Origin of the sequence: Acinetobacter sp. YH12129, from assembly GCF_013418685.1 — a bacterium.
Lineage (GTDB): Bacteria > Pseudomonadota > Gammaproteobacteria > Pseudomonadales > Moraxellaceae > Acinetobacter > Acinetobacter amyesii.
The window spans coordinates 40,677-63,892 of sequence record NZ_VPBP01000002.1; the positions used below are offsets into that span (position 1 = coordinate 40,677).

At 40.4% G+C, this 23,216-nt stretch carries 25 protein-coding genes and 1 pseudogene; 14 read left to right on the forward strand and 12 right to left on the reverse strand.

Features of this window, described 5'->3' with window-relative positions; translation table 11 throughout:
* Positions 1-59: 59 nt before the first annotated feature.
* Positions 60-2,807: a type VI secretion system Vgr family protein gene (locus FTU65_RS01470; protein ID WP_180066215.1), complete on the forward strand. Its 2,748-nt coding sequence runs from the start codon at positions 60-62 to the stop codon at positions 2,805-2,807.
* Positions 2,808-2,974: 167 nt separating this feature from the next.
* Here the strand turns inward: FTU65_RS01470 and FTU65_RS01475 are convergent, their stop codons facing one another.
* Positions 2,975-3,520: a hypothetical protein gene (locus tag FTU65_RS01475; protein WP_180066218.1), complete on the reverse strand. Its 546-nt coding sequence runs from the start codon at positions 3,518-3,520 to the stop codon at positions 2,975-2,977.
* A gap of 4 nt (positions 3,521-3,524) precedes the next feature.
* Positions 3,525-4,301, reverse strand: coding sequence for a hypothetical protein (locus FTU65_RS01480; RefSeq protein ID WP_111885928.1), 777 nt, complete (start codon positions 4,299-4,301; stop codon positions 3,525-3,527).
* 356 nt (positions 4,302-4,657) lie between these two features.
* Here FTU65_RS01480 and FTU65_RS01485 point away from each other — a divergent pair.
* A pseudogene (locus tag FTU65_RS01485) lies at positions 4,658-4,846 on the forward strand (transposase); the annotation flags it as partial.
* A 560-nt stretch (positions 4,847-5,406) separates the two neighbouring features.
* Here FTU65_RS01485 and FTU65_RS01490 read toward each other — a convergent pair.
* On the reverse strand, positions 5,407-7,119 hold the full coding sequence (locus tag FTU65_RS01490; RefSeq protein ID WP_180026642.1) for an electron transfer flavoprotein-ubiquinone oxidoreductase: 1,713 nt from the start codon (positions 7,117-7,119) through the stop codon (positions 5,407-5,409).
* A 194-nt stretch (positions 7,120-7,313) separates the two neighbouring features.
* On the opposite strand from FTU65_RS01490, the gene FTU65_RS01495 reads away from it, so the two are divergent.
* The 5 genes from FTU65_RS01495 to FTU65_RS01515 all read left to right on the forward strand — a co-directional run bounded on the left by FTU65_RS01495 (position 7,314) and on the right by FTU65_RS01515 (position 11,755).
* Positions 7,314-7,922 carry a DUF1285 domain-containing protein gene (locus tag FTU65_RS01495; protein ID WP_168377951.1) on the forward strand — a complete coding sequence of 203 codons (609 nt, stop codon included), beginning with the start codon at positions 7,314-7,316 and terminating at the stop codon, positions 7,920-7,922.
* Between the two features lie 49 nt (positions 7,923-7,971).
* Positions 7,972-8,859, forward strand: a complete 888-nt coding sequence (murI, locus tag FTU65_RS01500) for a glutamate racemase (RefSeq protein ID WP_168377950.1) — start codon at positions 7,972-7,974, stop codon at positions 8,857-8,859.
* Between the two features lie 122 nt (positions 8,860-8,981).
* Positions 8,982-10,010, forward strand: coding sequence for a DUF4062 domain-containing protein (locus tag FTU65_RS01505; protein ID WP_180066041.1), 1,029 nt, complete (start codon positions 8,982-8,984; stop codon positions 10,008-10,010).
* 65 nt (positions 10,011-10,075) lie between these two features.
* Positions 10,076-11,098: a ferrochelatase gene (gene hemH, locus FTU65_RS01510; RefSeq protein WP_180066221.1), complete on the forward strand. Its 1,023-nt coding sequence runs from the start codon at positions 10,076-10,078 to the stop codon at positions 11,096-11,098.
* A gap of 12 nt (positions 11,099-11,110) precedes the next feature.
* Complete coding sequence (locus FTU65_RS01515; RefSeq protein WP_078189772.1) at positions 11,111-11,755, forward strand: MBL fold metallo-hydrolase; 645 nt, start codon at positions 11,111-11,113, stop codon at positions 11,753-11,755.
* A 93-nt stretch (positions 11,756-11,848) separates the two neighbouring features.
* On the opposite strand, the gene FTU65_RS01520 is transcribed toward FTU65_RS01515, so the two are convergent.
* Positions 11,849-12,034, reverse strand: a complete 186-nt coding sequence (locus FTU65_RS01520; protein ID WP_180066224.1) for a DNA gyrase inhibitor YacG — start codon at positions 12,032-12,034, stop codon at positions 11,849-11,851.
* 83 nt (positions 12,035-12,117) lie between these two features.
* On the opposite strand from FTU65_RS01520, the gene FTU65_RS01525 reads away from it, so the two are divergent.
* From FTU65_RS01525 to FTU65_RS01535, 3 genes are all read left to right on the forward strand, one after another.
* Positions 12,118-12,768 carry an SAM-dependent methyltransferase gene (locus FTU65_RS01525; RefSeq protein ID WP_180066049.1) on the forward strand — a complete coding sequence of 217 codons (651 nt, stop codon included), beginning with the start codon at positions 12,118-12,120 and terminating at the stop codon, positions 12,766-12,768.
* A gap of 6 nt (positions 12,769-12,774) precedes the next feature.
* Positions 12,775-13,980, forward strand: a complete 1,206-nt coding sequence (locus tag FTU65_RS01530) for a TIGR03862 family flavoprotein (protein ID WP_180066045.1) — start codon at positions 12,775-12,777, stop codon at positions 13,978-13,980.
* A 73-nt stretch (positions 13,981-14,053) separates the two neighbouring features.
* Positions 14,054-14,464, forward strand: a complete 411-nt coding sequence (locus tag FTU65_RS01535) for a GFA family protein (RefSeq protein ID WP_180066047.1) — start codon at positions 14,054-14,056, stop codon at positions 14,462-14,464.
* Positions 14,465-14,591: 127 nt separating this feature from the next.
* Here the strand turns inward: FTU65_RS01535 and FTU65_RS01540 are convergent, their stop codons facing one another.
* Both FTU65_RS01540 and FTU65_RS01545 read right to left on the reverse strand, forming a co-directional pair.
* Positions 14,592-15,167, reverse strand: coding sequence for a hypothetical protein (locus tag FTU65_RS01540; protein ID WP_306669868.1), 576 nt, complete (start codon positions 15,165-15,167; stop codon positions 14,592-14,594).
* A 9-nt stretch (positions 15,168-15,176) separates the two neighbouring features.
* On the reverse strand, positions 15,177-15,953 hold the full coding sequence (locus FTU65_RS01545; protein ID WP_180066227.1) for a class I SAM-dependent methyltransferase: 777 nt from the start codon (positions 15,951-15,953) through the stop codon (positions 15,177-15,179).
* Positions 15,954-16,069: 116 nt separating this feature from the next.
* Here FTU65_RS01545 and FTU65_RS01550 point away from each other — a divergent pair, with 116 nt between their 5' ends.
* The 4 genes from FTU65_RS01550 (at position 16,070) to FTU65_RS01565 (ending at position 19,190) form a co-directional block, all read left to right on the forward strand.
* Positions 16,070-17,341, forward strand: a complete 1,272-nt coding sequence (locus FTU65_RS01550) for an alpha/beta fold hydrolase (RefSeq protein WP_180065738.1) — start codon at positions 16,070-16,072, stop codon at positions 17,339-17,341.
* Positions 17,342-17,465: 124 nt separating this feature from the next.
* Positions 17,466-17,657, forward strand: coding sequence for a hypothetical protein (locus FTU65_RS01555; RefSeq protein WP_180065728.1), 192 nt, complete (start codon positions 17,466-17,468; stop codon positions 17,655-17,657).
* 97 nt (positions 17,658-17,754) lie between these two features.
* Positions 17,755-18,708, forward strand: a complete 954-nt coding sequence (locus FTU65_RS01560) for a 2-hydroxyacid dehydrogenase (protein WP_180065726.1) — start codon at positions 17,755-17,757, stop codon at positions 18,706-18,708.
* Positions 18,709-18,809: 101 nt separating this feature from the next.
* On the forward strand, positions 18,810-19,190 hold the full coding sequence (locus FTU65_RS01565; protein WP_180048804.1) for a hypothetical protein: 381 nt from the start codon (positions 18,810-18,812) through the stop codon (positions 19,188-19,190).
* Positions 19,191-19,220: 30 nt separating this feature from the next.
* On the opposite strand, the gene FTU65_RS01570 is transcribed toward FTU65_RS01565, so the two are convergent.
* From FTU65_RS01570 to FTU65_RS01595, 6 genes are all read right to left on the reverse strand, one after another.
* On the reverse strand, positions 19,221-19,730 hold the full coding sequence (locus FTU65_RS01570; protein WP_180007115.1) for a hypothetical protein: 510 nt from the start codon (positions 19,728-19,730) through the stop codon (positions 19,221-19,223).
* Between the two features lie 111 nt (positions 19,731-19,841).
* Positions 19,842-20,330, reverse strand: a complete 489-nt coding sequence (locus FTU65_RS01575) for a hypothetical protein (RefSeq protein WP_180007258.1) — start codon at positions 20,328-20,330, stop codon at positions 19,842-19,844.
* 262 nt (positions 20,331-20,592) lie between these two features.
* A complete protein-coding gene (locus tag FTU65_RS01580; protein ID WP_180007117.1) occupies positions 20,593-21,240 on the reverse strand; it encodes a hypothetical protein in 648 nt (215 codons plus the stop codon).
* Positions 21,241-21,592: 352 nt separating this feature from the next.
* Positions 21,593-21,982 carry a hypothetical protein gene (locus tag FTU65_RS01585; protein WP_078189759.1) on the reverse strand — a complete coding sequence of 130 codons (390 nt, stop codon included), beginning with the start codon at positions 21,980-21,982 and terminating at the stop codon, positions 21,593-21,595.
* A 106-nt stretch (positions 21,983-22,088) separates the two neighbouring features.
* The gene (locus tag FTU65_RS01590; RefSeq protein ID WP_078192788.1) at positions 22,089-22,445 is read right to left on the reverse strand and encodes a DUF3060 domain-containing protein; all 357 of its coding nucleotides are present in this window, start codon (positions 22,443-22,445) and stop codon (positions 22,089-22,091) included.
* Between the two features lie 235 nt (positions 22,446-22,680).
* Positions 22,681-23,154 (reverse strand): hypothetical protein, encoded by a 474-nt coding sequence (locus FTU65_RS01595; protein ID WP_180066230.1) that lies wholly within the window; start codon positions 23,152-23,154, stop codon positions 22,681-22,683.
* Positions 23,155-23,216: the final 62 nt, after the last annotated feature.

Genomic DNA, 23,216 nt, shown 5'->3' on the forward strand with positions numbered 1-23,216 from the left:
ATGGCTAGCCTATATCATTCGAAGCATAATTATACAAAGTTTAAAAACAGACTTTTAAAATGTTAAATTCGATTGCTCTTATACTTGAAAAATTAGGCTTATCCGCCCAAAAACGTGCCATTCATGTGCAATTTTCCAACCCTGCGTTGAATGAAGAGCTTTTTATTCAACGTATTGATGGGGAGCATATCTTAAACCAAGGCGTACAAGCGACTTTGATTTGCCTATCCACCAATGCACTTATTCCACTAAAACAATTTATTGGCGCACAGGTTGCCGTTGATCAAGTGACCGATCAGGGCGAACTCTTCCGTACCACCGGTATTATTACAGAGGCGGCTCAAGGGCAGAGTGACGGTTCACTCACCCTATATAAACTCACTTTAGAAGATGCAACTTCACTGTGGCATAAACGCCGCAACAGCCGTGTGTTTATGAACAAATCGGTGCGCGATGTTAGTGAGACTCTTTTTAAAGAATGGCAAAGCAAAAGTCCGCTCTTTGCTGCCAGTCTAACGCTAGATCTAAGCGGTTTAAGCCAAAACTATGACGTTCGACCTTTCATCATGCAGTCGAATGAAAGCGATTATGACTTTTTAACGCGACTTTGGCGCAGTGAAGGCATTAACTGGCTCATCGATGAAGCACAGTTGAAAGTGCCGCATTCCTCAGCCCAAATTGAAAAACAAAAACTCCGCCTGATTGATGACAATAGCCAATATCAAGCACTCAGCCGTCGTAGTATCCGCTTTCATCGTTCTAGTGCCACAGAAAAACAAGACAGCATCACCAGCTTGATCGGTGAGCGTAGCATTCAGCCGACTGCGGTCCATGTACAGCGCTGGCAAGCCGATGGACTCAGCCAAGAAGAAGGCGCAGGTTCAGTTCAAAGCAAACATCAGCATAGCCAAAGCCAAGACAATGCTAGCTTAAGTTTGGAACAAGCATGGCATGTCAGCCCTGCATGGATGCAAGGCTTAAAAGGCGAAGACCAAGCTACCGCTTCATCCAATAGCCAAATTGAAAAATTGAATCAAAACCTAACGCGCTATCACGAGCTACAATCGAAAAAATTCAGTGCACAATCGACTGTGCGTGATACCCAAGTGGGTTATTGGTTTGAATTGAATGAACACCCAGAAATCGATCAACACAGTGGTGCAGACAAACAATTTTTAATCACAGGAAAAAAATTCTATAACCAAAATAACTTACCTAAAGACCTCTCTGAACAGGTCAATCAACTGATTGAACAAAGTCAGTGGAATATTAAAACCATCCATGAACAGGCCGAGCGTCAGGCCAATCAGCTCACATTACAACGTCGCAATATTGCGACGGTTCCTGAATATAACCCACTCGAACACCGTCCAAGTACCCATCCGCAACGGGCTAAAGTTGTTGGGCCAAGCGGTGAAGAAATACATGTGGATGAATGGGGACGAATCAAAGTCCGCTTCTTATTTACCCGTGGAGATGACCACAGCCATGATGGTGGTGCAGGCAGCAATGACAATGATATGGATTCTGCATGGGTCGATGTACTTACTCCATGGGCAGGTGAAGGTTATGGCGCACGCTTCTTACCGCGCATTAATGAAATCGTAGTTATTGATTTCTTTGACGGTAATATTGACCGACCATTTGTAGTGGGGCGCATACATGAAGCACAGCGCAGTCCAACCCAATTTGATAGTAAAGGCAAACTGCCAGACACCAAAAAACTGGCTGGAATAAAAAGTAAGGAAGTCCAAGGTGAAGGCTTTGGACAACTTCGCTTTGATGACACGACTGGACAAATCTCAACACAATTACAAAGTACCCATGGCGCCACTCAGCTCAACCTCGGTAACCTTAGTCATCCCAAAGAAACCGCAGAAAGTGCAGGGCGAGGTGAAGGTTTTGAACTGAGAACCGACCAATGGGGCGCAGTACGTGCAGGACAAGGGCTTCTTGTCAGCACACACCCACAACAACAAGCAGCAGCAATGCACCTCGATGCACAAGCTGCAAAAGATCAAATCGAAGCTAACTTAAACAGCAGCAAAGCTTTAAGTGAAGTGGCGAAAAACCAGCAAACTGACCCGCTTGAAGTCTTAGATAATCTGAAAAACTTCCTTGGCCAAATCGAAAAAGGCAGTAAAGAAAAAGCTGATGCCTTTAAACAAGCCTTAATGATTTTATCTGCACCAAACTCCATTGCTGTGAGTAGTCAGGAAGATATTCATCTTTCAGCGGATGGGCAGATCAGCCAAAGTGCAGGCGATAGCATCAACCTCAGTAGCCAAAAATCCTTGATTGCCCATGCACAAAACAAGATCAGTCTATTTGCAGCACAAGAAGGCTTAAGAGCTTATGCTGGTAAAGGCAAAGTTGAAATCCAAGCGCAAGGAGATGGGGCGGATCTGATTGCACGAAAAGGTATTCAAATTATTTCCACTGAAGATACAGTCGAAATTAAAGCGAGTAAGAAAATAGTACTGACAGCAGGTGGTAGTCAAATCGAAATCAGCAGTGCGGGTGTATTGCCTACTACGGCTGGAAAGTTTGAGGTGAAGGCGGGGCAGCATAAGTTTGTGGGAGGGGAGAGAGTTGATATTTCTAACTTCCCATTCATGCCTGATAGTTCAAGATATAATGCACAATTTAAATTTACTGATGATAATGGTCAGCCATATAAAAATGTAGGTTATCTGGCAAAGTTTAAAAATGGGCGAACAAAAAAAGGTAGAACGAATAAAGAAGGCTACACTGAAATTTTTTACACAGAGTCCGCAGAAGATATTAAAGTCTTTTTAGAACTTTAATTTACTTAGTAGCTTTTATAAATTAAATTTAGTTTTTTATGTTTGAAAGAGGTATCTATTGATTATTGATTATTGATTATTGATTATTGATTATTGATTATTGATTATTGATTATTGATTATTGATTATTGATTATTGATTATTGATTATTGATTATTGATTATTGATTATTGATTATTGATTATTGATATAATGTCGTCTAAATAATAGTCCTGAGGGTTATTTTCAATAGTGCTTTTAATTGAATCATTCTTTGAGTTAAAGATATAGTTTTCATTGCTTGAGAAAACAAATAAAGTTGTCCCAAAGTTTTTACTGTAAATAGGTTTTGTATAAGTATCTTCCCAGCATAATTTGGAAAAATTAGATCTAGGTGTTATTAGGAAATTATTGGTTATTTTATTAACAGAAGAAGAGAGTTGATTTTTCTGTATTTCGTATTCTGTGACATTTGAAATTATATTATCTTTAAATTTAATGGTATATGTGTTTTTTAATTTAAGATTGTTTTTTTGGTTTGGGCCTAAGCATTTACTTAAACTCTCTGAAAAAAAATCATTATTGATTTTATTGTGCACAAAGTTTAAATTTTTTATTTTAAAACTATTTCGTAGTAGATCTATATCAATATTTGTAGGTGATATATCATTTTTTTGAAAAGTACAGCCAAAAAGAAAAATGGCTCCTGCTATTGTGTAATTTTTTATTTTCATAATTTTATTTATTTGGGACATTTAATTGGAAGATTATAGCATCTAGGTTGGCATTTAGATTATTTCGACCTCTATAATGTCTAGTTGCTCCAACAATATATTGACAACACTTAACATCCAATTCTGGACCATAATATTTTCTTGCACCACCATTATCCTCAATAAATAAAAAAAGTGGTTTGTTATTGTTTCCACTTAGGCGAATACCACCGCCACCAACAGATAGTGTTGATATTTTAGATACAGCTATTATGGTTGAGTGATATCCGTAAGCAATACCAACAGAAAAAAACATTAGTGAATTATCAGGGGTTAATTTACTTAAAGCTGCTGAAATATTAGCAGATACTGACTTCTCAACATCATTATCTAATATGTCTGCAGCTGTAGTGAATCTTTTAGTAGTGTTTTTAATAGTAGGTTGAATATCTTTTAAGCGTACAGCGTACCCTTTTTTGACTAATGTTTCAGTTGCTTGAATCATTGTATTATTTGTTGGTATTGATTTGGGTGAATAACCCGCATATAAGGCATTGATATTGCTTGCTAAAGCATTTAAACAACACATGCTACAATTTCTAGTTGGATCGTCTAATCCTTGAATTCCGTTCTTAACTATTCGATTAAGATCATGAACTGTCCATTTTTTTGTAATTTTAACATTTTCAATATTTTGAAGAGTGCCATATCTTGTAGGAACATTTGAAGATCCGTATGAATTAGTTGCTCTTCCTGCTGTATCATATAGGCCAGCAAAAGGATTGTTTCTTTGTACAGTCATTTAAATCTAAGTTCTATTTATATTTTTCAATAGTAGAAATTATAATCTAAAATTTATTAGATAAATACTCGTTTAAGTACATTTATGTTTTTTAAATGTTACATTTTTAACTTTTATGTATATCATATTTTCTTAAATGCCACATCTTGTAATGTTTTGAAATATATTCTAGGTTAGCGTCTCGAAGTGGAAGTAAACTCCTTAGTTTATGAGAAATTTCATAGATTAACTACGTTTTTAATAAAAATTGGCTTTGTTGTACAAGGAGATATTCTTAAAGGCTTCTTCAGCAATATAATTCCCGAATAAAGATGCTTGCACTCAAGGCCTATTGTACAACCAATTGGTCTTCTTGAATAAAGCGAGCGAATATTTCGATTTGGTTTGATTCTCGGACTCAATAGTATACTCAGCCATTAGGTGAGCATGGACGAAATCAAACCTATTTCGATATAATAATTTAATACTGTTTGATCAAATTTCTATTTCGCCTTTCTTTACGTATGATTACGGGTTTCGTAAAAAGTATCATAAAACTTTGTGGTTAAGATTGGATAGCACAATATTACATGTCCATTTGTACAAACGCCTATTAAAATTGATATATTGAACAAAAATTTAAGTTAATATTATGAGTGGATTTTTGAGATTGAAAAAGAAATAATTTAGTTGGTGAGCTTGTTGGTAATCCTAATTTAAATGAATAATATAGAATTCAATTTATTAAAATTGGTTTAAAATAGTTGGGTGTTAAGTGGAAAGTTTTTAGGTTTTTTGTAATATTAATTTTCTTAGCCCTATTAGCTTTTACTTATATTAAATCTAGTGGATTAGAAGAAGAGAGTAATTCAAATAGTTTTATTACGTATCTGTTTGCGGGTTTATTTATTTTATATTTTTCTATGGTTTTGTTGCACAAAGATTTCATAACTATATGATTTTAAAGGTTTTGATTATTTTTTGATCCAAAATTAAATTTATTTAAATCAGATGCTTACATATTTATGCAACAAAGCCTTTTTCTATTTAAAAAATCTCACCTGGTTATGTTGAAGCTTAATAAATAAACCCGCACTAAGCGGGTTTATTTCAATCTCAAAAGAGATTACATATTAGGATAATTAGGACCACCACCACCCTCAGGTGTTACCCAAGTAATGTTTTGAGACGGATCTTTGATGTCACACGTTTTACAGTGAACACAGTTTGCCGCGTTTATTTGGAAACGCTTAGAACCATCATTCTCTTCCATAATTTCATAAACACCAGCAGGGCAGTAGCGCTGAGCAGGCTCATCCCATTTTGGTAAGTTCACATTTACAGGAATAGAAGCATCTGTCAGTTTTAAATGCGCAGGCTGATTTTCTTCATGTACCGTATTCGATACAAATACAGAAGACAAACGGTCAAATGTAATTTTACCATCTGGTTTTGGATAATTCGGTTTGAAGTTCGCAGCATCGACAGTTTTTAAAGCGCTGAAGTCGGGCTGTAAGTCATGTAGTGTAAATGGCACTTTAAAGATGTTTTGATCAACAAAGTTGAACGCACCACCCATCCATTGACCAAACTTATGCATAGCAGGGCCGAAGTTACGAGAGTTATATAACTCTTCTTTCAACCAACTGTTGTTAAACTTGTCAGTATACGCAGTTAACTCTTTAGTGAAGAAGTCTTCACCTTCAGTCACACGTGCAATGGCAAGGTCACCACCTTTTTCCACACCCGCAGCAATCGCTTCAAATACAGCTTCACCGCACAGCATACCTGATTTCATTGCTGTATGAGAGCCTTTGATTTTCGCAAAGTTTAGGAAACCTGCGTCATCACCAATTAAGCTACCACCAGGGAAAGTGAATTTAGGTAATGAGTTGAAACCACCTTTTACAACCGCACGTGCGCCATAAGAAATACGCTTACCACCCTCAAGATATTGCTTGATCAGTGGATGTGTTTTCCAGCGCTGCATTTCCATAAATGGATACATGTGTGGATTGGTGTATGACAAGTCAACGATCATACCTAATGTCACTTGGTTGTTTTCAGCGTGGTATAACCACCAACCGCCTGAAGAACCTGTTTCACTTAAAGGCCAACCTGCACCGTGCATCACCAAACCTGGTTTGTGCTTAGCAGGATCGATTTCCCAAAGTTCTTTAATACCAATACCGTAATGTTGCGGATCAGCATCTTTATCTAAGTTGAACTGAGCAATCAGACGTTTACCCAAGTGACCACGGCAACCTTCAGCAAATAATGTGTATTTCGCATGAAGTTCATAGCCAGGGGTAAAGTTGTGCGTTGGTTCGCCATCTTTACCAATACCCATGTCGCCAGTCTGAATACCTTTCACAGTCCCGTCTTCATGGTAAAGGATTTCAGAAGCGGCAAAACCTGGGAAAATAGATACTTCTAATTCTTCAGCTTTAGCGCCCAACCAACGAACAACGTTACCTAACGAAATAACATAGTTGCCATCGTTATGCATGGTTTTAGGCACCATCCAATGCGGTGCTTCTTGTGATTTTTCATCAGACAATAAGAAGAAGGTTTTATCTTCAGTCACAGGCACATTTAACGGTGCGCCTTGTTCTTTCCAATCTGGGAACAATTCATTCATCGCGCGGGGTTCAAGCACAGCACCCGATAGAATATGCGCACCCACTTCGGAGCCCTTTTCCACGACACAAACGGACAGATCGTTTAGGTTATTTTCAATTGCAAGTTGACGAATTTTAATCGCAGCAGATAGGCCGGCAGGACCTGCACCGACGATAACTACGTCAAACTCCATCGATTCACGTTCGATGTGTTCCATGTAGGACTCCTCATATTTCGGAAGGTGGCATCCATTCAATTCATTTAAATGGTGCTGCCATGAGTGTTCTTAATGCCCAGACACAATTTTTCTATCGTGTCTTTGATATTGTGGGCTAGTATAGTTTTAAACCGAGTTCTAGCCAATTGGCTGAATCATATTATTTTTCCGTCACTAAGGTATTTATTAGGCGGATGAAGCAGCAATTGAACGAAAACCCGACGAAAAAATTCATTAATAGGGATGATAGAAATTTAATGAACATTGCACAATACTTAAAAGATGGACAGTCCGGTCACAAAAGGTCAATCCCCCCATTAGATCAATGGCATCCAAAGCATTGTGGTGCAATGGATTTGAAGGTTTTAGCCAATGGAGAATGGTGGCACGATGGTCAATTGATCAAGCGACAAGCGCTCATAGATCTGTTCTCAACCGTGCTTTGGAAAGAAGATGGGAAATTCTATTTAAAAACCCCTGTGGAACAAATTGAAATACAGGTGGAAGATGAGCCTTTATTTGTCAATCAGGTGGATCACGTTGAGATTGACGCTAAAAACTATATTCAATTCACCACAACCACCCAAGACCTGATTATTGTTGATCAGGAACATCCGATTTTTATGCGTGAATATCAGGGTGAACTACGTCCTTATGTGCATGTTCGTTTTGGTATAAATGCCTTAATTCAACGTGCTGCATTTTTTCATTTAGTCGAGATGGGTGAGCTGCTTGAAAATGAGCAAGGGGAGTCCATTTTAGTGTTACAAAGTGGTGATTTGCACTTGCAATTAGGCACCTGAGGTTTAAGCTTTCCACCTTGTCATTCTGAATCTAAATTAAAGTGACCCTATGACCGCCATTCATCCCATTTACCCCTTAAATGTACCCATGCCAAAAGCGACTGCTGATGCGCCTATTGGGGTATTTGACTCAGGTATTGGTGGTTTGTCTGTTGCGTTGGAAATTGCACGTTATTTACCGAATGAACGGATTGTTTATTTTGCAGATACGGCACATGTCCCTTATGGACCGCGTCAAGATCAGGACATCCGTGAACTGACTGCACATGCGATTGAGTGGTTATACCGTCAGGGGTGTAAAGTCGCGGTGGTGGCATGCAATACGGCATCGGCATTTAGTTTGGATTATTTGCGTGAACACTACGGTGAAAATTTTCCGATTATTGGCTTGGTTCCAGCCTTAAAACCCGCGGTATTACAGACCAAAAGTAAAACTGTGGCTGTCCTCGCAACGCCTGCGACTTTTCGGGGTAAATTAATCAAAGATGTCATGCAGCGATTTGCTGAACCTGCAGGGGTGCAAGTTTTGTCAGTGACTTCTTTGGAATTGGTGCCCTTTGTTGAAGCGGGGGCGCAAATGACTGAGCCTTGCCTGCAGACATTAACTGAGATATTACAGCCAGTTGTAGATGCAGGTGCAGATTATTTAGTGCTTGGATGTACGCATTACCCCTTCCTAAAATCGGCAATTCAGTATATTTTTGGTCAGAAGCTGACATTAATTGACTCAGGATTTGCGGTTGCACGACAAACAGCCCAAATTTTGATTAAAAATGAGTTATTATTTGAGCATAACCGCCAAGATTCACTGCGTATCGAATGTTATGTCAGTGGAAATAATGCGGAAAACTTAACACCTGTGGTAGCACGCTTAATTCAAGATGATCAAATCACTTGGAAAATCTGCAATATTCAGGCGGCAAGTTTAGAATTTTAATCATTGTGATTGAACGATTTTAGATAAAACAATTTAAATCTATTTGGGGTAGTCATGCTGTATGTTTCAGCAACCACTTTTTTGAGTGCTGGATATAGCGTGCAACGGGAAGAGGATCTCTAATGCTCGATAAGCGTTATCAAGTATTCATTTCCACATCTGGCAGTGAAATGCAGCCAGAACGGATCATATTGGCACAGACTCTTGTAGGGATGGGTTTTTTCTCTTGGGGGTTGGAACAGCGCACACCATTAAGTACGGCTTTTGCGCGTCGTCAAATTGATGACTGTGATTATGTGGTGATCTTACTGGGTAGTCAGTATGGCGAGCAGTCTGTTTCAGGTGTGGGTTATATGCACCTTGAATATATTTATGCAGTGACGAAACAAAAGCCGGTCATTGTGTTTATGCATGAAGATCCAAATTCACGTGATCTTTCTTTGCATGATGAAAAGCCTGAGCTACGTGAAAAATTCAAAGACTTTCGTAAGCTATTGCAAAATGAAGTGGATCAAGTCTTTAGCTATCGAACCTTGCGTGATTTAGAAATGGCAGTTCGATTGAACATGCCACAAATGCTAGAACGCTATCCTGTTACAGGTTGGGTGCGCCCACAGAATACTCAAGCTTTACATGATGAAATTGATCGCTTAAAAGCCCAGTTAGTTCAACTCGAAACAGAGTCTGGAAAACGCGAAGTTGATCCATTCTTATCTTTACCAAAAGTGTCGATGCATGAACTATTTTCATTTGAATACCGCATGCACGCTTATCAAGATGGTAATTTCAAAGAATTAAAAGTACAGAAGAAAATGACGTGGGCGCAGCTCTTGTCGATTTTAGGCGCAACCTTTGTTAATCCAACCCCTGAAGAATTCTTCTCTAAACGTATGAATGAGTTTTTGAATGAAACAGGTCTGGATGATGCACGTATTGAGATGCCACGTGCTCATGCGGTTGCGCGGGCACAAGTGAATATTCGTGCTTTACACAGCATTAAAAGCCAGATGCGGCAGAATGACTGGATTGTGCCCAATGGCCGAGATGACCGTCAGCGGATGTTGTGGCAAGTAACCAGTAAAGGTCAAAAATTGTTAGAAAGTAATTTGCTTGATAATGATCGAGTTTTTCAATTTAAATCTGCATATTAATCAATTTTATTAAATGGATAAAAAGCTGCTACATTAGCGTCATTCAAATTGATGGAAAAAGCGTAATGTTGCCTGTCGAGAAAGCTAAAGTCACCATTATTCTGGCGAATCTAGGTACGCCTGATGCGCCAACTGTACCCGCAGTGCGTCGTTTTCTGCAACAGTTTTTGTCAGATCAGCGGGTGATTGAAATCCCGAAACCGATATGGCAAATCATTCTACGTTTGTTCATTTTGCCATTTCGACCAAAGCGTGTGGCGCATGCCTATGAAATGGTTTGGGGCAATGATTCGCCTATGCGTGAAATATTGTTGGCGCAAGTTGACGCTGTAAAAGCACATTTAACTCAAGCGTATCCAGAATTTGAACTGAAGGTGGTTCCTGCCATGACCTATGGCAATCCAGGCATTCAAGCAGCTTTAGATCAATTGGCACAGCAGCCACAAGACCACATCGTCCTGTTTCCACTATTCCCACAATATTCAGCAACATCGACTGCGCCGCTATATGATGCGATCGCACAATGGATTCCGCAGCAACGCAATTTACCGGGTCTGAGCATTATTCGTGACTATTACCAGCATCCTGTGTTTATACAGGCCTTGGCGCAAAGTGTGCGTGATTATCAAGCGGAGCATGGGGTCGCGGATAAGTTATTGATGTCTTTTCATGGCATTCCACAGCCTTATGCAGACAAGGGTGATCCCTATGCTGACCGTTGCCGTGTAACAGGACATTTAGTCGCGCAAGCGCTTGGTTTAACTGAAGATCAATATGAAATCAGTTTCCAATCTCGCTTTGGTAAGCAAGAATGGGTGAAACCTTATACTGATGCCACTTTGGACGCATGGGGCAAACAAGGCGTGAAATCGGTACAGGTTATGAGCCCTGCATTTTCAGCGGATTGTTTGGAAACGCTAGAAGAGTTGGCGCTGCAAAATGCTGAAATTTTCCAAGCTGCAGGCGGTGGTGAATATGGTTATATTCCTGCATTAAACGCGCGGGATGATCATGTCGCATTGCTCAATTTATTACTTCAAGCTAATCTTGATGCCTTAAAGCAAACATTAGCCCATTCATCGCCTTGAGGTTTTCGCCCTATGTTGCAAGTTAAAATCGTGCCCGTTACGGCATTTCAACAAAACTGTTCCATTGTTTGGGACTCTGAGTCGAAAGAAGCGGTCTTGATTGATGCAGGGGGAGAGCCTGAAAAATTAAAAGCCGAAGTTGAAGCGCTCGGTTTAACGGTCAAAGCCTTGTGGTTAACGCATGGCCATTTAGACCATGCAGGTGCGGTTGGGGCATTAACCCAAGCTTGGAATGTTCCAGTGATTGGCCCGCATAAAGAAGATGCGTTTTGGTTGGACATGATTCAGGAGGTTTCTGCGAAATACGGTTTCCCGATCCCTGAAAATGTCCATGTGACCCAATGGTTGGAAGGCGGCGAAACCTTGAAGCTGGGTGCAGAAGAGTTTGAAGTTCGTTTTGCACCGGGGCATACACCAGGTCATGTCATGTTCTATAACGCAAAATATGCCGTGCTCTGGACGGGGGATGTGTTATTTAAAGGCTCGATAGGCCGGACAGATTTTCCACGCGGTAACCATCAACAATTACTCGACTCCATTCAGCGTGAATGTTTTAGCTTGCCGGATGACACGCAGTTTATTTCAGGGCATGGTCCAATGAGTACCATTGGTTATGAAAAACAACATAATCCTTTCGTTGCTGGTAAAGCGGGTTAAGCAACTAGATTGAGAAACTTAAATTAACAAAACAGGAATCCAAACGGATTCCTGTTTTATTTACCTAAATAATAGGGTTATGCACTTGAGTCCTTAGAATTGGTCTTCTTCACGGCCACCATCGGCCTGAGGTGCATCTTGTGTCGGCAGACGATATTCATCATTGGCCCATGCACCGAGATCAATCAATTTACAGCGATCTGAGCAAAACGGGTGATATTCATTATTTTCCCAAGTCGTCAATGCGCCGCAGCGTGGACAATTCATGGTGGTGGGCATGCTTAACTCCAGCAAAAACGGATGATTCAATTAGGCAAATACAGTCGCAGTTGTTAGACTTATGCCGTTCTGTTTAGTTTGATCTGTTTATGCCTATTCGTCAATTTCAAGCGCAGCGTATGCGAGCTCCCCGTGATTTTCAGCCGATTGATTCCACACCGATTTGTGTGGAAATTGGGGCTGGTAAAGGTAAACACGCATTATTGTTTTCAGCCAATCATCCTGAATTTCAATTGATTGCTGTTGAGCGTACATGTGAAAAATTTGTGGCAATGCAAAAGCAGCATCAACTTGAAGGGCAAAACAATTTAACTCCAATTCATGCTGATGCATTGCCTTGGGTAGTACATGCCTTACATCCTGCGCAAGTACAGCAATTCTTTATTTTGTACCCAAACCCTGAACCGCATAATCCTGCACAGCGCTGGTTAAATATGCCGTTTTTTGAATTTCTATTGTCGCGTTTGCAGCCGGGTGGTCAGATTACCTTGGCGAGTAATATTCCTGAATATATTGAGGAAGCGCAGCAGCAGTTAATCGATGTTTGGAAGCTACCTTTTGTCAAAGAACGCATTGCAGAGACTTCAGCACGTACACACTTTGAGATTAAATATCTAGAACGTGGTGAACTCTGTCAGCAGCTAATCATTACCAAGCCTGTAGATTACACCACACGTTTTGATGATTTTCAGCCGCTACAAGGCAAGCAACCCACCGAAGCATCTGCGGAATAATTGGGCATGACTCAGCGTATTGCAATCATTGGGGCAGGGCCTGCGGGATTGATGGCTGCGGAAGTGCTTAGCCAATTTGACTATGATATTCATGTTTATGAGCAAAAACCATCGGCAGCCCGTAAATTTTTAATGGCGGGCAAGACGGGGCTGAATATTTCGCATGCAGAACCCGTTGAACAATTTGTGCAGCGCTATGATCAAGTGGAATGGCTGAGTCCATGGGTTAAGCAGTGGGATGCAGCATGGATTCAACAATGGATGATGGGACTGGGTATTGAAACCTATATTGGTTCATCGGGTCGGGTCTTTCCTATTGAAATGAAAGCTGCGCCTTTACTGCGTTCATGGTTAAAACGTCTCAGTCTAGACGGGGTGCAGTTTCATTATCGACATCAAGTTTTGGACTTACAGTCCAATCAGCTAACGATTCAAAACCTTGTTGATGAATCAAGTCAAGTGCTTGGCTTTGATGCGATTATTATGGCATGTGGGGCTGTGTCTTGGTCACGTTTAGGCAGTGATGGCGCATGGCAAAAATGGCTGCAGCCTGAGAGTATTGAAACTTTTCAGGCCAGTAATGCCGGTGTGGAACGCGTTTGGTCGAAGTTCATGCAGCCCGTGTTTGGACAGCCTTTAAAGCGGGTCAATGCATGGGTCGAGCAAGCCGAGCCGACCCAAGGTGATATCATCATTTCACACTATGGACTGGAAAGTGGATTGATCTACAAACAAGGTCGAGCACTGCGTCAACAGGTGAAATCTGCTCAGCCCATGCAGCTAACTTTGGACTTATTGCCAGATCAAAGTGTTGAGCAATTGGCAAAGAAACTACAGCCTTCGAAGAAGCAGTCTTTAACCAATGTTTGGCGTAAAGCTGGTTTAGATGCGGCGAAAGCTGCGCTGGTCCGTGAATTGGTAGATAAATCTTTATGGCATGAGCCAGCCTTACTTGCAGCGAAAATTAAACACTTAAATATTCAACTTGACGGATTTCGCCCGATAGATGAGGCGATTAGCTGCGCGGGTGGTGTGAAGCGTTCAGTCCTAAATGATGGCTTACAATTGAAGAGCAATCCTGCAGTATTTGTCTGCGGGGAAATGTTGGATTGGGATGCGCCTACTGGGGGCTATTTGCTGACAGCATGCCTTGCAACCGGTCGAGCAGCGGGTGAAGGGGTTCAAAACTATTTGGTTTCTTTGCAGAGCTAAGCGCTTCAAATTGTCACAATCTTGCTGAGGAGTTGTGATATTTTGAGATGAAATTCTTCTAAGAAAGACCACTATGCGCGTACAAGAACAATATACCGGAAGCTGCTTGTGTGGAGCGGTTTGTTATGAGATCAATGGTCCGATCGGTGAGATCGTGCAATGCCATTGTTCTCGGTGCCGCAAAGCCAATGGCACGGCATTTGCAACCAATGCCCCGATTGCGAAAGCAGATTTTAAAATTGTGGCTGGTGAGCAGTTTCTGAAACAATATGCGTCTACGGCAACCACGCAGCGCTGTTTTTGTAGTGAATGTGGTTCGCCGATCATCAGTATTAAGGCTGAAACGCCTGATTATTACCGTCTACGAATAGGCACTTTAGATACACCTATGACGCAGAAACCGATGTGTCATATCTTTGTTGCATCCAAAGCTGAATGGGATGATATCGCAGGCGATTTACCACAATATGCTGAACGACCATAGCGCAAATTAAGATTGAGCAATCACCTCAAGGGCATGAATTTGCCCTTGAGGTTGAGTTTTAAGCTCGTGTCACCTTCTCATTCATCCATGTTGAATTTGGGTGCATAGATTGCAACAGGGTGGATGATTAGGGTTGTCGAGTTTTTTGTAGTTCAGGATATTGTTCTTGCCAATGTCCCAATTGTTCTTGAGCATGAATAAACTGACCGAGACCTTTGACACTATCACTAGGATTTTTTAACTCACCATCGGCTGCTTGATTTTTCTCACGATAAATTTGTGATTGATTGTCCCAGTACTGATACATCAAACCTTGAATATAACGGCCTTGCTCAGTTTTCATTTCGAGTTCTTTGAGCATATTCAGCGCCGACTTGATGTTGTCACGCTTACGCTGTGTGGCAAATTCATCAGTGAGTTTGCCTTCCTCACGCAGTTTCATCAGCTCATCTTCCATCTCATCGCTAATTTGACTAAAGCTCTCGTCATATTGCGTCAGAAGCGTGAGGTCGTGTAGATCATCTGGGGTCTTGGCAAAGTTTTTAATAGGATCACTATTCAGTTCTTTCATGATTTGATCATCGGAACTGATTTCACTATTTTGTTCCACCGTTTTTGATGATTTTTCACATGCAGTGAGTCCTAGCACCGTACCCATGAGGAAGATGACACAGAGTTTTTTAAAAGAGATTGGCATGAGCATAATCGTGTCCTAATGTGTTTTTCTAAAGATATAGACATGCGTGATATAGGGGAAATCAATGAAATCCTGTGCAGTCTTTTGGGTTGATTCAGCCACGATATTTTCAAATTGTTGTTTCAGTTTTTGTTGTTCATCCATGCTTAACGCTGCAATAAAACTGGTGGACAATAATCGTTTGGAAACCACGTGTTCCACTGTACCATGATGCAATTGTTGAAAGGTCGTTTCGGCAATTAATTTAAATTTTTGCTGCTGCTCAAACACTTTTTGCCATTGCCCACTATGATAACGTGGTGTGTCACCTTCGAGCTCACTCAAGACATCAGCGAGTTGTTTGACCCAATTGACTTGGATATCACGTTGGTTCCAAATCAATACAAGATCCCCATGGGGAACTAAGATACGACTGATTTCATTGAGGGTTTCAGGGGTGGCAAACCAATGAAAAGATTGGGCACAAAATACCGCTGCCACAGAATGATCATGCAGTGGAATCTGATCACTTTGGGCGGCTAAAGTTGCAATATGCGGATGTTTTTTCTGCAATTGTTGCAGCATTTCATGCACAGGTTCGATCGCGGTGATATTTTCACTGAGTGGGCGAATATACTCGAGAAATTTGCCTGTACCTGAGCCTAAGTCCACCAGATGGGCTTGAGGGGCTAAAGCTAAATGTTGTTGTAGCCACGCACTGATTTCAATCGGGTAGTCAGGACGGGCTTGTTGATAGAGTTCAGCTGCAGAGCTAAAGCCTTGTTGTGCGGCAGGATGTATTGAATGTGTCATATTCTGCACTTTTTAATCTGTATGGCCTCTATAAAATAGCATATTCGGAACAAGATAAACTTTGAATGCAACAAGGAAGGAAAAGCGTGACGCAACAAGGACTGGAGCAAAGCACAATGGAAAAGCACATCATTTTTGAAGATGATCAAATTCGTGTCATTTTTCAGCCTGGCAATTCTCGTGAGCTTATTTTCTCCTTCGGTGATTTGATTACCCGTGCCAAGGGTTTGAGCATCAATGCCGAGAAGTCTTTGCAAAAATATGATTTTAATGTGATCGGTGTGATGCCGAAACAAAAATCGTGGTTTCCAGCATCGTCAATGCAACCGATGTATCAAGCCATCAAGCCGATCCTCGAACAATTTGAGATGCGTATTGCCTATGGTGGTTCCATGGGCGGCTATGCTGCCATTAAGTATGCCAATTTATTTGGATTCCATCGTGTGGTCAGTATGGTGCCGCAGTACTCCATAGACCCTGAAGACATTGTCGATACACGCTATGGCATGTTCTTTCAACCTAATCTGCATGCCAATATGCGAGTACTTGCTGAAGATGTATCGACTACACGCGAATATATCGTGGTGTATGATCCTTATTGTCCAGAAGATCGCGCTCACTTTGAAAAACTACAGGCTTTAATTCCGCATGTGCATGTGTTGCATCTGCCGTTTACAGGGCATGATGCCATTGCAGTGTTGGCGAGTTCTGAACTGTTAAATGATTTCTTGAGACATCCTTTTGATGCGCCGTATTTTTATCAAAAAATGCGTCGGGTTAAGAAAAACAGCAAATTTTATTATCGAAAAGTTATCGAAAATTTACTGACTCGCCATCGAGATGCCTTGGGTGAAATTTTAAAAAGCAATTCGTTTCAGCTTGATCCACAATTTTTTGATGCCAAACAAAAACAGACCTTATTACGGGTATTATTTAATAACAAACAAGTCAGTGAGCAAGATCTGCAAAAGTTGGGAATCACGACCTTTTTACCTCAGGATAATCGTAACCTGTTACTCGACCAGTTTGATCATGGTTTAGTGTTTAACGTGATTAGCCAAAAAATTGAAAGCTATGCAGCTGGTGTGATTGCGCTGAATCACAAGTTTTTGATTCCTTTGCAGCCGAAGGGCACAGGCCTGGTATACGTACAAGTCCAAGATGAGCGTTACATGGTGGTGATGAATGACCGTCAGGTAATGAAACTGGTCTTAGCTCAAGATGAATTGGCGACAGGTATGCATCCGATTTTAATGCAGAAATATGTGGGCTATTACACGCTCAACTATAAAGAACTGCGTTTGAGTAGCGATGAATTTGGTCAAGTCTTCTTTGTCGAAAACCCCGATGCGTCTTGCCAGTTCGTGGTGCAGCCCGAACAGATTTAAGCTAGGCATTTGTTTGAAAATCCAAAGCTTGCTAATTTGTAGGAAGAGATTATGATGAGAGAAAGGTAGTATAAAAAACAACCATACTGCCCAAAACATCATAAGGAATATGAGGGGTATCAGTATGTATTCAACACAGATGCTTGCTGTATTATTCATCTTAGTGCTGACCATGGGTTCAGCCTATGCACAGGGGGTTAGTTCAAGCATACTGATTTTTAGCAGCAGTATGTTGTTACTTACGATACTGACCATTTATGTCATACTCAAAATTCGAAATTCACTGCAACATCATCTCGATAAACCCGCGAAATAGCGGGTTTTTTTATATGCTGTTCGATTGCACTTTGGTGCATCACAGGTTTTAATCATCCACAATCGAATCTTTATAATCGACCAGAAGGGAAGCAGCCATGAAAGCGGTATTTCTAGATTATCAGTCTCTAGATAAACAGGACTTAGATTTTAGCGGACTAGACGCACAGTTTGATGAATTGACACTCTATCCCGCAACAACGGCTTCAGAGGTTGCCCAGCGCATACAAGGGGCTGATGTGATTATCAGCAATAAAGTACACATCAATGCTGAGCACATGCAGCTCAATCCGCAATTAAAACTGATCTTGATTTCTGCTACTGGCACCAATAGCGTTGAGCTTGTACACGCACAGCAACAAGGCATCGTGGTGTGTAATTGCCAAGCTTATGGCACCGCTGCGGTGGCACAGCATACCTTGATGTTAATGTTGAACTTGGCGACATCATTTCGACAGTATGATCGGGCGGTCCAACAGGGAGATTGGCAAAAAGCGGATCAGTTCTGCTTACTAGATTTTCCAATTATTGAGCTGGCTGGTAAGACTTTGGGAATTGTCGGCTATGGTGAATTGGGGCAAGCCGTGGCCCATTTGGCTAAAGCTTTTGGCATGAAAATTATGATTGGTGCGCTACCGAATCGACCTATGGTGGCTGAGCGAGTGGTATTTTCTGAGATGTTAGCGCAGGTCGATTTTCTGAGTTTGCATTGCCCTTTAACTGATGAAACTCGTGATTTACTCAATCATGAAAGCTTGGCTCAAATGAAAGCATCGGCCTTTGTGATCAATTGCGCACGAGGTGGTGTGGTTAATGAATCGGCATTAGCCGAGGCATTAAAATCAGGAAAGATTGCAGGCGCAGCAACCGATGTCTTGACGGTTGAGCCACCCAAGCAGGGTAATGTGCTGCTCGACCCAAGTATTCCAAATTTAATCATTACCCCACATAGTGCATGGGGAAGCGTCGATGCGCGACAACGCATTGTGCAGCAATTGGTGGAAAATGTAGAAGCCTTTAAAGCGGGGATGGTCATTCGACAGGTGAATTAAAATCGAGTTTAAGGAACATTATTTTTGAACAATGCTCCATATAAATAGGGATGTCTATGCAGGTCGATCTTGCCAATAAAAAAAGTTTAAGATTATTTTGCATGCTGATTCTCTTTACCGCATGCATCACTTGGGCATGGTACAGTTATGTACTAAATATCAGTGAAAATTATTTATTGCAGAACCCTGATTTTGAAGTTCATAAATTCATGCCGACCTTACAAGTTGTGCTGGTTTCGGTATTTTTTATTGCGCATTTTATCTTAGCGCTTATTGATTTTTTAAATCGCTATTGGTACTGGGGGCTATGGCTTGTTGTAGTGCCTATTATTGTGGGACAGGTCTATTTTTCTGTCTTTGGAGAGGTTGCTCATATTGATCATTTATCAGTCTGGGGTGACTATCCATTTTGCCTGTTGATGCTTATTCAAATCTGTACAGCATTGTTTGTACGTAGGCGATATCTCAAGCCTACTACTTAATGCATTAATGCTTAATTTAATAGTTAAATTTCAGCATTTTTTCAAAAATTTAGCATTGAAATGATTTTTGATTTGCTCAAATTCAAGTTCAGTCTTGATATTGTTTGGCATCATGATTTGTAAATAACTTTTTTCAAGTTTAAAAGGCTCTTTGGTATTGGGTTCAGCGTAAAAGCCACCGTTTGGATAGGTCAGATATGTTTCATAGGCACGTATAATCTGACCTTTGTGAAAATAATAACTTGTTAGGCTTTGATAGGATTCACCAAAAACATAGAGGTTTATTTTGCATTGATCATCGAGTTGATACAGTGTCGCTTCATTGCCTTCAGTCGATTTGTATTCTTCGTCATCTAGCATCTCTAAGGTTTGTAATAATTTACCTTCGGCATCATGGTTATATTGGTATGAATCGTATAATTGGGGGAAAATAGTCTGCAACTGTGGATAACTTGTCAACAATTGTGGAAAACGTTGCAAGCCAATCACAGAGCCAACGCAGAGCAGAATGCCAAGCAAGATACCAAATAAAATTCGCATTTTTTTCTCATTAATTCATTGTTTTTATAGGCATAGGCCAAAGACCAAAAGCATTCAATTTTGGTTTTAAAAAAGCCCAACCAAAGTTGAGCTTATAAATGTGGTGTTAAATTATAAATCAGTCACTGGATACGTCGTAGAGGTCGAACTCGATGGATAACTACTTTGTGGATATTGATTACTATTTTGCCCCGCATTGTTGTTTGGAGCCGTATTGATCGTATTGCCTGAAGACGGTTCACTCAACGACTGTTGGCTAATGGGCGCAGGTTGGCTGGTTTTGCCTGTGATATTTTCACGGGTTTGTTTCAATTTTTCATTGACGTTTTGGGTGGCTTGCTGTGCGCCCTGATCAACCTGTTGTACTGTATTTTGAGTAGCTGTTTTCGTATTGTCCCAAGCTTGGTCAACCGAAGGCTTAATTTTAGAAATTCCACGTTCAGTCATTTCGCCAATATTTTTAGCAGCACCGACCACGCCTTCTTGGGCTTTATAGGCCCACACATGCAATAAATTTGGATTATCGCCATAAGGGCTCACAGGTTTTTTCGCTTGTTGCTCAGTACTTTGCGCTGCTGTGTTTTCTTGTGCCCAAAGCATGGGTGTCGTGAATATTAAGCTTAGGCATAACGTTGCTTTTAATGAAATTTTCACAGCTTCACCTCTGAATTTTATAGATTTTCTATCTGATGAACGGTTTTAACGCATTATAGGAAAAATTGCAGCGAAAAAAACCTGCCGTAGCAAAATCAATACAGCAAATGACAGCTTTGTACACGTTTGTATTTTGCCTAGGGTAAAAAAAAGGCCCACTGAAGGGTGAGCCTACTCTCTGGAGGAGAGGGTATGAAAGCCAGTTTATTTATTTGTGAGCACCTAAGCTGGCTTCATGTGAGCTATGGACTTCAGCTTGTGCGACAGGCGTTTGCAACTGTACATTGCTACTGCCACTCACATTAGCTTCTTGACCTTTTTGGAAATTCGCTTTGGTTTGTTGCCATTTTTCACTGGCAAATTGGCGACCTTCCTGAGCTTTTTCACCTAAATAACTCTTGGTTTGATTAACTTTGTTGTCGACATTGCTTTTACGTTCATCGAGTTTTGCTTTGTCTTTTGCAGCTTTTTCATCGAGCTGTGCTTTGCGCTCATCAAGCTTAGCTTTATTTTGCTCAGCCTTGGCATCGATCTTGGCTTTCGCTGCATCTGACTTTTCATCTTTAGACTGTTTAAGGTCAGCCCATTTATTTTTTGCATCTTGCTTTTTGTCAGCACTGAATTCTTTGGTGTCTTGCCACTTTTCTTGGGTGAATGTTTTGGTCTTATCGACGCCTTTTTCAATTTTGTCACCGGCTGTATGCGCAGACTGATTAATGTCTTGTTTTAGATTTTGCAGTACAGACGGTTGCTGTGTTTCAACTTTCGCATTGGCTTCTACTGCGGTGTTCGCAAATAGTGGGGTGCTTGCGAATAATGCTGCGGTGATCAGTGTTGTTTTAAATAAAGGTTTCATCTTTGCAATTGTCCTCTTTTATTGAACGCTGCTGTTGCACTCAGCATTTGCGCTTTTGGAGCAGAGGACATCTTAAGAGTAAAAAAAAGCAAAAAGTGGTTTTGTGCGATAAGTCACACAATGCAATAACAGCTCAGATACGCGGAAGTTTGAAGTGTGGAAACATGGTTAAGTTAATGCATTATTGTAATTTTATGAAAATACAGTGGCTTATATGTGTTTTGAGCGTTGCTGTGGTGTGGTTCTAGTTACGATTTTCATGATTAAAAATTATGGGTTTGAACTGATTATGATTCAAGATTAAACGAAAAATGAAACCATACCTCCATTTTGGAGATATGGTTTTTATTATTTATTCACATTGTGTAAGCGCATCTTTTGCAAAATGACCGCGTAATGCAAGGAAGTTTTTCTGTACATCCGCCGCATTTAAATCAAAATTGTGCGCTGAACTTGTACCATCTTTGGCAAAGGTTGCTGTACCACCTGAAATTAGGGTTAAGCCTTTAAATGACCACTGTTCAACCGATTTTGCTTCTTCTAAATTGCCTGTAAATTCAATCACGCATTTATCTACAAATTTAGTCAGTTTTGCTTTGTTATCTGTGGTATCTGGGTAGACATCAATGTTTTGAACTTCTTGTAATACACCTGTTTCAAGTTGTGGAATCGTTGGTGCAGATGTACATGCAGAAAGTGTTAGACCCGCAAGACCAGTCAAAAGGAATGCTTTCAATTTCATAAGTTTCATTCTTGTTGAGTGTTGTTGGATTGAGTATAGGGAATTGGTGAATTATTGGCTATAGATTTAAGTCTTAAGCCCAAATTCAACTTCATTCACTTAATATTTAACGTTTATAGGCTGCACTTCCTGGACCAACGGCATTGATGCTGACTTGGCGTGATGGATGGGTGCTTTTTTGATAATACACTTTCGAATTTGGTCCATAAATATTGATTTTATTGACTGATTCTACATAGACCGTTGTATTTGGACCTGCAACCGTAATCATCGGGCAACTGCCTTTTAGAGTAATACGGCTATCTGGAGCAGGAATATTCACTGAGCGTCCTGCGCAATCATAACTTGCAACGGTATCAGGTGAAGAAATGATGATTTGAGAATGAGTCATTTCCGTTCCAGCATTTGCAGAAGAAATAGATAGGATCAATAATCCAAAGCTAAGTAATTTTTTATTCATCATAGGTATTTCATTTTATTCAGGTTGAGTTATTTTTAGCATGCCGAGATTTATTTGCTCAAGTCTTATTCAACTTTATTTAAAACGAGATATTGAGTGCAACAGCAGATCTTTTTCACATTGATGTATTAAGAAGTGATTTAGCTTGGTGATTGATCTCGTATTTCAAACCGTCTCATTGAATTATCAGGACGTTATTCTAAATAACCCATGAAGCCTTAGCTGTTTTATTTAGCGATTAAAGTTTTGGCAAAAAGAACAACAACACAAGGCCACCCAATACTCCACCGATAATGAGCCAATCTTTCTTACGCATATCTGCAACACGAATTACTGAAAAATACAGGCTGCTAAAAAATAGAAAAACGAAGACAAATAGCACGAGGGAATTATTGAATATAAATTTAGTACTGCCCAATAAAACGAAAATGGTTGTGCTCGACAACCAATACACCAAACTTAAAACAAATTTTGAAAGCGTTAAGTAACGCACAGTGCGGTCTAATCTTGGCAAAGTCACCGCAACGATGACGATTCCAATAAATCCACCCAAAACAGAAATAATCAAAAAGAATAAAGCACCCATATCTGGCTTGTTTGGAATGTATGGATAAACCTTCCAAAGGTAAAAGCTGCATGCCATCAATACTGTATGTAAGATAAAAAGATAGAGATCTGGGCGGTAAGGATGATTGACTGTAATACTTTTCATATATTGTTCTTATCAAAAAATCCCGCTATTTCTAACAGGATTTTACCTAGATTTCAAACGGC